Here is a 14,005-nt window from a genome sequence, read left to right as displayed (position 1 = left end):
GGCTATGTCTAAGAAAGAAAAATTCATTGAGGAAGTTACCCAGGGCTACACCTTCAAAGGGGCTTCGATTGCATTGGGTGGAGCGGTATTGGATGGTGAATCCATTCCAGGCCTGACCATCAGCGCTCCTTTGCGCATGTTCAACCGCCATGGCTTGATCAGTGGCGCTACGGGTACGGGTAAAACCAAAAGTTTGCAGGTACTGGCCGAGCAACTTTCCGAAAATGGCGTTCCAGTGCTGTTGATGGACATCAAGGGCGACCTCAGTGGGATTGCTATGCCGGGTGAAGTGAACCCTAAAATTGAAGACCGGCATAAAAAAATCGGCATTCCATTTAAAACGGAGGGCAACCCGGTGGAGTTTTTCACCCTTTCCAGGGAAAAAGGGGCTCGCCTGCGGGCTACCGTAACCGAGTTTGGCCCGGTCTTGTTCTCGCGCCTGATGGACATGTCGGATGCACAATCGGGGATCCTTTCAGTGATTTTTCAATACTGTGACGACAAAAACATTCCTCTGCTCGATCTGGAAGACTTGCGCAAAGTCATCCAATGGATCACCGGGAAAGGCAAAGCGGAAATTGAAGAGCGCTACGGTACCATGAACTCCGTTTCAGCTGGGAATATCCTGCGCAAAGTGGTAGAACTGGAGCAACAAAAAGCCGATGTTTTTTTTGGAGAACCCTCCTTTGAGGTAGACGACCTTTGCCGCAAAGATGCCAATGGCCACGGTTCGGTCAACATTGTGCGTTTGACGGATATTCAGGATCGTCCCAAGTTGTTTTCCACCTTCATGATCCAATTGTTGGCAGAGATTTACAGCACCTTCCCAGAAAGAGGGGATCCAGAAAAACCAGAGTTGGTGATCTTCATCGACGAAGCGCACTTGGTGTTCAATGAAGCACCCGATGCCTTATTGGATCAAATCGAAGTGATCATTAAGCTGATTCGTTCCAAAGGGGTTGGGGTGTTTTTTGTTACCCAAAACCCGATCGATGTGCCGGATATCGTGCTGAGCCAGTTGGGGCTAAAAATCCAGCACTCCCTCCGCGCCTTTACCGCCAAAGACCGCAAAGCCATCAAACTGGCGGCAGAAAACTTCCCGATCAGCGAGTATTATGAGGTGGATGAAGTACTCACGCAATTGGGTACTGGGGAAGCATTGGTGACCGTACTCAACGACAAGGGGATCCCCACTCCCCTAGCCTACACCTTAATGCGCGCACCACAATCGCGCATGGATGTGCTGACGGATGGCGAAATTGACCGCATTGTGATGCGTTCTTCATTGGTAGCAAAATACGATGAAGTGAACGACCGCGAAAGTGCTGCAGAAATTTTGCAGCGCAAAATGGATGCAGTTCGTGAGGTAAAAGTCCAGGCAGAACGCCGGGAAGAACTGGAAAAAGCCAGCAAAGAATCCAGCCGCACCAAACGGGGGGAACGCAGTTTTGTAGAGGACATCCTGCGCAGCCCAACCACGAAACAGATTGCGGGGACTTTGACCCGAGAATTGACTAGGGGCTTGTTGTCGGTTTTAGGATTCAAAAAAAGAAGATAAAAGAAGTTATAAATGATAAATGATGAGTGATAAATGATGCTACCGCAGCGACTTAGATACTCTGTTTTTCAAGTCTGTTGTGGTATTCATCACTCATCATTCATCATTCATAACTCACAAAGATTACTTATTTAACAAGATCATCTTCTTCGTTGCAGTAAAATCTGCAGTTTCCAAAGTGTAGTACAACACTCCACTGCTGCGCAACTGCTCGTGCTTGAGGGTAACCTGGTTCTCACCTTTGGCGTAGTTGCCTTCCAGGCGATAAAGTAAAGCACCTTTAACATCACGCACCGTCAAAGTAGCTGCACTTGCTGTGGGCAAGTAAAAACCAATAGACGTTTCCTCCACAAATGGGTTAGGTGTGTTTTGGTGCAAAGCCGCCAAATCACTCAGGGTTGCCCCTTTCACCTCCAATTGTACATCCATCAGTTCATCCTCTTTGTCATACGCTTCTTTAGGAGTCAATTGGCTATTGAGATTCAACACCTTGCTCAAAAGCAGGTTGGACTCTGCTTTGAGGTGTAGCGTGAACAGTACCGACTCCGCAGTTGTGCTGGAAAGAGGGGCACCTGCAAGCGGTGCCCCAACGTATGACGATGTAATTTGGCCGGAACGAGGGAAGTAACCAAAATGGTCGGCTTTCATCACACCATTGTATTCGATGTTCTCCAATTGAGCCATTGCTGGATCAACTTGTAGTGTAAATTGGAATCCTTGAATAGCTGCCAGATCCTTAGCCCGGATGGCTACAGTGTAGCGTTGTCCAGCTTTCAGTTCCTGCTCTTCAGTAGTCAATTGCAGGGCTTTGGTACTACGTACCTCGGCACTTGCGGTGCTGCTCACTTGGGCGTTGCCATTGACATCGCCCATTTTGATGGCGATAAAATTGGCCTGAACTTTACCCGCCAAGTCATTGACGTTCACAACCTCTGGGAAAGCTTCTATCCAGGGGTTGTTTGGGTCGGGGAACTGGTAAGCTGCATCCACAAAACGCCAGCTGGGCACATTGCTGAAACGCTCGTCAATGTTCAGGATCAACTTGCGCATCTGAATCATGTCCAGGGTAGAAATCGACTTGGAATTGTTGACATCCGCAGCAATCAAACGGTATGGATTGTTGATCGTTTGTACACCGAGAATGTGTTTTTGCAATTGTACCAAGTCAAACGTAGATACTCCGTTCAGGTGATCCTTGTCCAGTTGTGCAGCTACCGTAAAGTCACTGTCAAGAGGTAATTTGCCAAAGTTGAACAAACCGTTGGTCAGTGTATTCTGGTTCATTTGAGCCCCACCGCTGACATCAATTTTCACTCCCAGCACAGGTTCTGCGTCATCAGTAGCTACCAAACCACTGATTTCGCCAGTCACAACGTTACTAGGATCAGGACAAACCTTGCGGTTGTCTTGTACCTCTACAAAAGTGACGCAGAAATCATGGTTGCCTGCATTGTCCCAAGCGTGCAATTCAACCAATACAACTTTACCAGCGTCAGCGCAAGTCAGGTTGAGACCAGTTTGAGTAGATACTACTGGTTCCCCAACCCGGTTGATCGAGTATTTGGTCACCAATTTCAAACCTTCCTGTGTTTCTGGTCCTTGACCGTTGCAATCGTAAATTTTGGAAGCAACAAAATCAGAAGCCCATATCGCCATCATGCCACCATTGTTGCCATCAGGCATCAATTCAGTGCTCAGTCCATTGATACAAATTGGTGCTGGTGCCTTACAATCCTTCACCACGAATGGGATCCGGGTCGGTAGGCTCAGGTTGCCACATTCATCCCGGCCAACTACGATCAAATCGTGGGTGCCTTCGGGCAGGTTGCTCACGGTGATTTCGTATTGTCCATTGCCCAGGTCTTTGGTACTCCAACGTGGGGTGCTGTAAGTAATCATCTTACCAGCATCCAGTGACTGGAATGGTGCAATCATCAGTTGTTGACGTTCCAATTCTACTTTATCGGTACAATTGTCTTTGATCGTCACCACCTTGGTGATGTTGGCAGTGCAGGCGATTGGACTGGTGCAGAAGGTATCTCTTACACCCGTAACCACCGGAAGTTCGCTGTCGTACACTTTGATGATTTGGGTGTACATGAAGCTTTGGTAGTATTCACCTTCAATTGGTACCACCTTATTCTCCACTAATTTAGGTGTTGTACCACAGGTAGGTGGATAAAAACGCTCGTCATCGGCATTGTTTGGAGTCAGGTCTTTCGACAGGTAGAACTCTTCATTGCCATCCCGATCTTTGTCCCGAACCAGCACGTAAATTGGTGCCTTACCGTAGTTTCCAAAGGTACTGCGTTCTACTACGTATACGTTGCCTTCCGCCATTGGGTCGCCGCACTCATCGGTGTAAGCACACCAGTTGATGACGGTATAGGTACGGAAGATTTTGTAGCACTCATCATCCGATGCATCGTAACGTTTGTCAAAAACGTTCACGGCCAGAATGTCACAACCCAATTCGTCGGTCAGCACTGAATCAACGATTGGCGTTTTGCAATCCGAAGTAGCATCTTTAGGGAAACAAATGTTGTACTCGTGGATGCCCAGTACGATGATTTTCTGGCTACAGGTAATTGAAATTGGGCCTTTGACCGTTTGTTTGGTCAAAGTCCATTTGCGGATGATGTAACCAGCACCACACTTCAGTTTTTTCTCCACGGTGTACACAGTATCCAGGGCTGCACAATCGTTGCCACTGGTAATCGTCAGGTCACCAAAGATTTTTGCTGAAGCTACTTTGTCGTCGATTGAGCCCAGGTTTTTGTCATCACAATAGATGGTGACGTCCCAAGGCGCATTACAAGTAGGTGCTACTTTGTCTTCGATCAACAAGTCCATCCAGCAGTAGTTGGTATTGCCGTAGATGTCACCACCCCACAATTCAACCGTTACTCTTTCGCTCAAATCGCAGCAGAAGAATTCAACATAATCTAACAGCGGCGTCATCAACTTGCCACCTTTCAAAATGAAGGTTTCGCCAAAGTCTGCAATGTCGCCATCGCCATTTAGGTCAAAACCATCTGCTTTGGTCACATCTCCATCCGCAGGTAAGGCATCCAATTTGCCGTTGCCGTTGGTGTCGTAGCCTTTTTGGATGAAGCTCGCAGCACAGCCATCGGGTACATTGCGGCGGACTGCAATCCAGGCCAGTTTGCAATTGTCCCAGCTGCCTTCGTCGATGTCCGCTGCACTTACTTGCGCATAGCCATTGGTATAGCCATTGGCGTTGCTCAAGGTCACATGTAGGTCATCGTCGCACTTCATGACGGGTGCAATCTTGTCTTTTACTTCAAAAATGAAACAGGCAGTAGAAGCATTGTAACAACCATCGAAGGCATCAATCACCATCAGGTGTTTACCTATTGGAAGGCCAATCATCATGCCGTTCATTACTGCATAATCCACTTTTTCCCAGCAGATGTCCTCCTTGTTGCAAGCGCCTAGTTGATATTCTTCATGGTCGCCGCGCAATTTAGCACCATTTGCATCACGGGTTCTACAGAATGGATTATCAGGGCCTTGGTAAACAAGGATTCCTTTGACGTAGCGATCTTTGGTGTACACACTCACACTGACATTGCCCAGCGTACAGTTGTCCTTGATCGTCACTCCGAATGCAGACTTGATACCCGCAACCGTTACAGGAATCGCTGCAGTACAATCCATAGGACCGGTTGAGATGTCGAATGGAGCGCCGTGAGCATACTCATAGGTAGGAGCTTCAAAGTCACCGATTTTGATCAGGACGTGGAAGGTATCCACGATACCTCCTTTACACCAATCGAAAACATAGATTTCGCGATCGATTTTCAGCCCTTTGCCATTGCAGATCGGGAACTCGGTGTCTTTGATTTGTACTGAATAGTTGCACTCCACCTGATCCAGGAAGAAACGACGATCCAAATCTGGAAGCATGTGAAAAGTGCTGTTGATGCGGGGCATCCAGTCTTCCTTCTTAATCAAAGACTTGTCTGGACTACATGCATTGTAAGTCACTGTCCAGTCATAAGCAGGTGCAGCAGGGTCTTTTTCACCCTTGCCAGTAAAGGCAAATGCACTTAATGCAGGGCGCTTCAGCACAATTACTTGCACGGTATCTTTGATCATTCCATTACAATTGGTAGCTACCCATGACCGGTAGATTCTACCCCAAGTGCCCGTAGCGTTGATCGAATCACATTCGTAAACTTCCAGTCTGTCGCTCCATTTTACAGACACTTTACAAGTTGGGTCGCAGTAGAAAAATTCGGCTATCCCCAGGTTCAGCACTTCGTCATTGATGTTGCCACCAGACACAATTGTACCTGCTGGAATCTGCCGTGGAGAGGGTTTAACGCCTAGCTCACCAATCGTCTTCGGATTATTCACAATAAAGTTGGCATCAAAACAGTAAACTGGATTGGGCGTAAAACTTGTCCGTGCAATCCGAGGACGGCTGCCATCTTCTACCAGGATTTCACCCCAGCACAAGATATCGGTACAGCCGTTTCGTTGAATGGAATAACGCAAGCGCATTCCAGCGTACTGACCCGTCACCAGGTTTCCTGGTATTGGCCGACCATTCATATCGGCTACCAGGAAGGTGAATCCAGCTGCTGATGGATAATTGGTGGTTCCCACCAATACCATTTCAGGGGTGATCAACACTTCGCAGTTGTTGCCTAATTTCACTTGCACATTGATGCAGGAAATCGGTGCACACAAAATGTAACCTGCATCCAGTGTGGTATTGCTTTGCCCACTTGTCAATAAAGGCGTTGCAAGAGTGTGGCCTGTGAAAGGATCGGCATCAGAATCTTTGCTATCGTTGTTCCCTACATTAGGCTCAGTAGTTGAATACAAATGACCATTAACCGCAGTAGTTACATTGAACACCACGTAGTAACTGCCCACAGCCAAGCTGTCGAACAGGTATTTTCCATTGGTATCCGTTATTTGTGGCACCACTGGAAGGCCATATGCATTAGTCGTAACCACAGTATTGGTTGCGGCATTGTACAGCGTAACCGTTACACCAGGTAAGCCTGGATCGCCAGGATCTTGCAAGCCGTTGCCATTATTGTCAACAAAGGTCGTGTCGCCTACGCTTACAGGTAGATAGAAGCCCGCATCCAGAGTCAGGTTTTTTTGTCCACTCGTCAGTAGACCCGTTGGGTCGCTTTGGCCAGCAGCGTTGGCATCAGAGTCATCAGCATCATTGGCATCGGCGTTTACATCTTCTTTGGTCGGTACATAGTTGGCACCATTTACAGCGGTGTTTTTGTTGAACACCACATAGTAATTGCCAACCGCCAGACTATCGAACAGGTACTTCCCATTCGCATCCGTTATTTGTGGCACTACGGGAAGGCCAAAAGCATTGGTAGTGACCACCGTATTGGTTAAAGCATCGTATAGCGTAACCGTTACACCAGCCAAGCCCTGATCACCAGCTTCCTGTAAACCGTCGAAATCATTGTCAATAAAGGCAGTGTCGCCTACAGTTACGGGTAGATAGAAACCAGCATCTAGGGTCAGGTCGCTTTGTCCACTCGTCAAAAACGGCGTTGCTGCGGTACGTCCAGTAGTTGGATGAGCATCGGAGTCATCGGTATCATTGCCGTTGCTGTTTACATTCTGGGTGGTAGGCGCATAATTCGGACCATTTACCGCTGTGCTTTTGTCAAAAACCACATAGTAGCTGCCCGGAGGAAGCTTCGTAAACAAATAGCTGCCATCGGCACCAGTAACTGTGATATTATTGTAAGGCTTACCTGCTGCATCCAGGGTTACAGGTGTGCCATTGGCGTTGAATATCGTAACGGTCACTCCAGCCAGACCTTCATCCCCCGCTTCTTGCAAACCATCTCGATCGTTGTCTACAAAAGCCGTATCACCTACTGCTACTGGTAAGAAAAAGCCGGCATCGAGGGTCAGGTTTTTTTGTCCACTTGTCAAAAATCCGGTTGGCTCGGTCTGGCCGGCAGGATTGGCATCGGAGTCATCTGCATCGTTGCCATTGCCGTTCACATCTTCTTTGGTTGGTACGTAGTTGGCACCATTGACAGCCGTGTTTTTGTTGAACACGACGTAATAGTTGCCTACCGCCAGGCTGTCAAAGAGGTATTTGCCATTGGCATCGGTAACTTGTGGTACCACCGGAAGACCATATGCATTGGTGGTGACAATGGTGTTGTTGGTGGCATCGTATAGCGTAACTGTTACACCGGGGAAGGCTTCATCTCCAGCGTCTTGCAAACCATCGCCATTATTGTCGATGAAAGCAGTGTCCCCTACGGTTACGGGCAAGTAGAAGCCGGCATCGAGGGTCAGGTTTTTTTGACCGCTCGTCAAAAATCCTGTTGCTTCAGTTTGGCCTGCTGAGTTAGCATCGGAATCATCGGCATCGTTGGCATTGGCGTTTACGTCTTCTTTGGTTGGGACGTAATTGGCACCATTTACAGCGGTATTTTTGTTGAACACCACGTAGTAGCTGCCTACCGCCAGACTGTCAAAAAGGTATGCTCCGCTGGCATTGGTTACTTGTGGCACCACTGGAAGGCCATATGCGTTGGTGGTGACTATGGCATTGGTGGTGGCATTGTACAACGTGACGGTTACACCTGCCAAGCCTTGATCACCTGCTTCTTGCAAACCATCGAGATCATTGTCTACAAAGGCGGTATCCCCTACGGTTACGGGCAGATAGAAACCTGCATCGAGGGTCAGGTTTTTTTGACCGCTCGTCAAAAATCCTGTTGCTTCGGTTTGGCCAATAAGATTGGCATCAGAGTCATCAGCATCGTTGGCATTGGCATTTACGTCTTCTTTGGTTGGTACGTAGTTGGCTCCGTTTACTGCGGTGTTTTTGTTGAACACCACGTAGTAGCTGCCTACCGCCAGGCTGTCGAAGAGGTACGCTCCGTTGGCATTGGTTACTTGTGGTACAACGGGAAGGCCATATGCGTTGGTGGTGACTATGGCATTGGTGGCCGCATTGTATAAAGTAACGGTTACACCCGCCAAACCTTGATCACCGGCTTCCTGTAAACCATCGAAATCATTGTCCACAAAAGCGGTATCGCCTACGGTTACGGGCAAGTAGAAACCTGCATCGAGGGTCAGGTTTTTTTGGCCGCTGGTCAAAAATCCTGTTGCTTCGGTTTGGCCTACTGAGTTGGCATCAGAGTCGTCGGCATCGTTGGCATTGGCGTTTACGTCTTCTTTGGTTGGGACGTAGTTGGCACCGTTTACAGCGGTGTTTTTGTTGAACACCACGTAGTAGCTGCCTACCGCCAGGCTGTCAAAAAGGTATGCTCCGTTGGCGTTGGTTACTTGTGGTACTACTGGAAGGCCATAAGCGTTGGTAGTGACCACAGCATTGGTGGCGGCATTGTACAAAGTGACAGTTACACCCGCCAAACCTTGATCACCAGCTTCTTGTAAGCCATCGAAATCATTGTCCACAAAAGCAGTATCCCCTACGGTTACGGGCAGGTAGAAGCCGGCATCGAGGGTGAGATCCTTTTCGCCAGCGTTCAAAAATGGCGTTGCTGCCGTTTGCCCATTTGTAGGACTTGCATCGGAGTCATCTGCATCGTTGCCGTTGGCGTTTACATTCTGGATGGTCGGCACATAATTGGCACCATTTACAGCGGTATTTTTGTTGAACACCACGTAGTAACTGCCTGGGGCAAGGCTATCGAACAGGTAGGCACCGTTGGCATCCGTTACCAGCGGATAAAGTGGAAACCCATAGGCGTTGGTAGTAAGCGTAGTATTGGTGGTGGCATTGTACAGGGTAACAGTTACCCCTGCCAAACCTTGATCACCAGCTTCCTGTAAACCATCGAGGTCATTGTCGACAAAAGCGGTGTCGCCCACACTTACGGGGCGAAGTGCTTCAATTTCAATTTCCCTGATACAAGAATCCCGGTCACAATCGCTGATCACTTTGTATTTGATGTTAAGAACACCACCTACACACAGTTCGGGGAATACAACGGTGCTGAAGGTTGCTACAGCATTGCAGCCACCTGTATAGGAGAACTGGGTTTTGTAGGCATCCAGAAGGGCTTGTGCTTCGGTTACAGAAGTACAAGCAGTAATAAACAGTTTTTCCTCTGGACAAGAAATCACCAATGCTGGCGGCGTAACGGTGAAGATTTTGGTGCAAGTTTGGGTGTTGCAGCCAAATGCGTCAACCACACGGTAAGTAACGGTAGTTGTACCGCCACAAGCAGGGGGTGCAGTAGGTTCGCCATCAAAACGTCCCGTAGCATCACAACCACCCGTCACACTGAAGTCGCCCAACCAGTCTTCGAACTGGTCATTGATTTCAGTCTGGGTTTTGCAAGTTGTAATGTTGACATTGTCCGCACAATTTAAGGTGATGCTTGGATTGACGGTGCGGATGATCGACTTGGTGCAGGTCTTGGTATCACAATCGCTAGTCACCGTATAAGTAAGGCTCACCGTGCCACCTGTACAAGGATTGGGCAGCACAACTGCTGAAAAACTAGGGACAGCATTGCAACCTCCGCTGAAGGAGAACAGTGCTTTGTAGTTAGTCAACAAAGTTTGTGCATCGTTGGCCGAAGTACATGCTGGAATGGTCAGGTTGTTGGCTGGACAGTTGATCACCAATGCTGGAGGCGTAACCGTGAAGGTTTTGGTGCAGGTTTGAGTGTTGCAACCAAAAGGGTCGACCACCCGGTAGGTAACCGTTGTAGTGCCGCCGCAAGCTAATGGAGCTTCGGGTTCGCCATCGAATCTTCCGGTAGCATTGCATCCACCAGTCACACTGAACTGGCTCAGCCAATTCTCGAATTCCGTATCGACCTGATCCTGGGTTTTGCAAGTGGTGATGTTGACATTGTCCGCACAATTCAAGGTGATGCTTGGATTGACGGTGCGGATGATCGACTTGGTGCAGGACTTAGTATCACAATCACTGGTCACCGTATAAATAAGGCTCACTGTGCCACCTGTACAAGGATTGGGTAAAACAACTGCTGAAAAACTAGGTACAGCATTGCAACCTCCGCTGAAGGAGAATTGTGCTTTGTAGTTAGTCAAAAAAGTTTGTGCATCGTCGGCCGAAGTACAGGCTGGGATGGTCAGGTTGTTGGCCGGACAGTTGATCACCACGGGTGGAGGGGTAACCGTATACGTTTCAGCACAAGTTCCAGCAATGAAAGGCTCACCCGCGTCAAAAATATTATTGTCAATTACATCATCATACAGTAAATAAGTATAGGTGCGGGTTAAACCACCACCGCATAAGGAACCGCCATTGGTAGTGGTCACTTGGATTCTGGCTTCTGTACAAAAAGTAACCCCGCTGAATACATCAGTTGGGTTGGTTTTTGGACCAGGTACACCACTCAAATCACAGCCGATTATTGGTGCAGGGGTGGTCAGTTTACATAAACCGTCTAATTTACAACAGGTAGTATTGATCACTTTACCATAAGGATCACAACCAGTTGCTACTCCTTTCTCGCGGAGATAAATGGTATAATTACCGCTGTTGACCGGAAGGAAAATTGGATTGACCAGGCCAATCCAGGTACCAGCAGTTCCATCAACCTGGTATTCATAACCATTGGGTGCAGCAGCACCACCCGTTATATTGGTCAAATTAACGGCTACGTTGCCCGCCACTTGATTGTCACAATCTAGTGTGAGCGTAAAATCCAATGGATTGACAACGGCGAGGATTTGTACCGATGGATCAGAAGAACAACCTTTATTGTCAGTTACAGTAATATAGTAGGTTCCTTCTGCCAGGCCATTATAAATCAGGCTTGTAGTGGTTAGATTGGTAATGGTTGGCGTAATGACGGGGCCATTTGCGGCACCTTGACGGATCACAAACACATAAGGTCCAGTACCCCCACTGGCCACAGCGGTAATTTTACCAGTTGGTGGATTCCGGCAAACGGGTTGCTCTGGCGTTAAAACAATGCTTGGCAATGGATCAACCGTGAGGATATATTCGCAAGAAATTGGGCATCCATTTTGCCTGGCAGTGAAAGTGATGGTATAAGGTCCCACGGCAGTAGCGGCTACATTAAACCTCACTTTGTGCGTACCCTGACCAGACGCAATGCTGATTTGGGAGTTACTGGTGGACCAAACGATATTGGTATAGCCTGAACCAGCATCGTACTCCACATTTTGAGTACCCGCGCAAACGGTCTTGGGCGCAATTATCGGACAAGTTGGTACGGTTACGCTTACCATTTTGGTACACTCGCCGCTTTCGCAAAGGGTGACATTGTCAACTGTACTGGTCTTTTGGGTCTTCAATTTTACCTCAAAACTTCCACTAGCAGGTGCCGTTACTTCAATGCTAACGGTACCTTGACCAGTGAAAGTTGCGCCCGTCACCGTCCATACATAATTGGTCATTCCCGCAGGGCCAGTGAAGGTGATTTTTTCGTTGCGGCAAACACTGTTGTTCCCCGTAATGGTACAAGACAATTGAGCAGGCTCGACGATGATATTTCCGGTACAAGCAACTGAGCAACCCACATTACCAGTTTTGGTTGCCGTTACCGTATAAGTGCCTGCACTGAGTCCGGTAAAGATACCCGTGGTGTTGCTTGCCGAAGCGGAACCAGAAAGGACATAGTCAAAAGTACTGCCTACGGGATTGCCATCAGCATCGGTCCCACTCGCCGTAGCGGTGATGGTTCCTTTGCCGCCGAAGCAGGCAATTTGGGTCCGTACACAGTTAATGGCAGGAGTAAAACCATCTTTTACAATGGTGGTACAACGCGCAATACAGTCATTTTTGTCTTTGACAGTAATGACGTAAGTTCCGGTACCCACTGTAGCTTCATAAGGAATGGTTTGCACGGACTCGGCAATGTCGTTGTTCCCGCCGGCAATTTGATCCACACTTACTTTATAGGGCCCACCCACATCACTGGTCACACCCGTTACCCTGATTTTACCATCGGATAAACCTTTGCAGGAAGTGTTCACACTTGCACAGGTGATGGTGACGGGATTGGGTTCAGTGAGGGTAACCATTTTAGTGGTTATACAACCGTTGGCATCGGTCACCGTAATGGTGTAGGGGCCGGGCGCCAAGTTATTGAAGCTTACTGCTCCTCCATTGCTGGTTTTATTGGTCTGCCCCGTTACACCAACGGTGAAATTGGGAGTTCCGGTGGTAGGATCCACTGTGATGGTTCCGTTATTGGCCCCAAAACAAACGATGTTTGTGGGGGTAACATCAAAGTCTACACCGGGTGCAGCAAGAACCGTACAAATTGTCGTTTTGCTGCACTTGCCATTCGGGCCATAAGTTACCGTTACTGTATAATCACCAGGCAACAAATTGCTGAGTGTGGCATTGGTATTGCCATCGCCCCAATTGTAAGTAACGGTACCGGGATTTCCTCCTACAGTTACCGTTACAGAACCATCGGCTGAACCACCTGGACAATCTGGGTCAGATGAACAGCTGAGGGTTGCAGTAGCTGAACCAATTGTGACACTCGCTTTGCAATATCCACAGGTTGCATCATTACTAGGAATAACCGCATTGGCGAGCGGTTTGTAGACCACTGCAACGGTATAACTTCCCGCAGGCAAGCCACCGATGGTATTGGCACCACTGACTGCTGCTTGACTTACAGTCCATGCTCCGCCGTTGCCGACCCGAATTTCGTAATCGCTGGCCATTGTTCCTGGTGCGGGTGTGAAATTTACAAAGACCTTTCCATCTGCACTCATTTCACAGGCAGCTTCAGTTCCAGTAACGTTCCAGGCAAAAGTACGGTAAGTGACGCATGCTTTAAGTGAACCGGTCACACTGGTGATGGCTTGTAAGTTTCCACTGCTAATGGACAGTGAAGTAAACCCGTCGGCCAATCCTTCAAAACACACATTTCCGCTACAAGTAGCAGCAAATAAATCAGTGTAACTGCCTCCAAATTCTACAGTAGAAGTTTGAGGGACAAATGTTCCCGACGAATCTTTACCTGGAGCTAGAGTGATTAACCCTGTAAATACGTTAGGCGTAAGCGGGGTAAAAGCGATATTATTCACCCAAGCTTTGATACAACCTTCTAGCCTTACACGGGTATTTTGGGTGCCTGAACCGATATTTTTTACGTTCCAAGTGCCCTCAAGCCCCTGAGTCACTAAAATCTTATCAAAGCCAACGGCATTACAAGCTGGCTTGGGAATACAGTAGTTGTTTTGATCGAGGAGCAGCCAGTTTGAGCTGGCAGTATTGTTGCACAAGGGACCATTGGTGAAATCGCACTCTTCAATAGTTCGAGCGCAATTGGTTGTCCAGTCGGTCTTCTCTCTGATGTCAATTGGAGTGACAGTGCAACTTTGAGTGGAGCCAATTTGAGGCATAGCTAGCACGATAAGCAGCCAGAGCCCCAATTGGAGGTAGGTGTAAAATTTTTTCATAAAGTGATTATG

The 14,005-nt window shown here is 48.2% G+C and carries 2 protein-coding genes; one reads left to right on the top strand and one right to left on the bottom strand.

The annotated features are described in order from the left end of the window. Positions 1 to 4 precede the first annotated feature (4 nt). Entirely contained in the window at positions 5 to 1,558 is a 1,554-nt protein-coding gene (locus ACEW9O_RS21425) for a helicase HerA-like domain-containing protein (RefSeq protein WP_373552249.1), read from the top strand. A 123-nt stretch (positions 1,559 to 1,681) separates the two neighbouring features. Here ACEW9O_RS21425 and ACEW9O_RS21420 read toward each other — a convergent pair whose 3' ends face one another. Continuing rightward, positions 1,682 to 13,993, bottom strand: a complete 12,312-nt coding sequence (locus ACEW9O_RS21420; RefSeq protein ID WP_373552248.1) for an SdrD B-like domain-containing protein — start codon at positions 13,991 to 13,993, stop codon at positions 1,682 to 1,684. Positions 13,994 to 14,005: the final 12 nt, after the last annotated feature.

The organism is Haliscomenobacter sp. (assembly GCF_041740695.1).
Lineage (GTDB): Bacteria > Bacteroidota > Bacteroidia > Chitinophagales > Saprospiraceae > Haliscomenobacter.
This window is presented reverse-complemented; position numbering and strand designations above follow the sequence as displayed.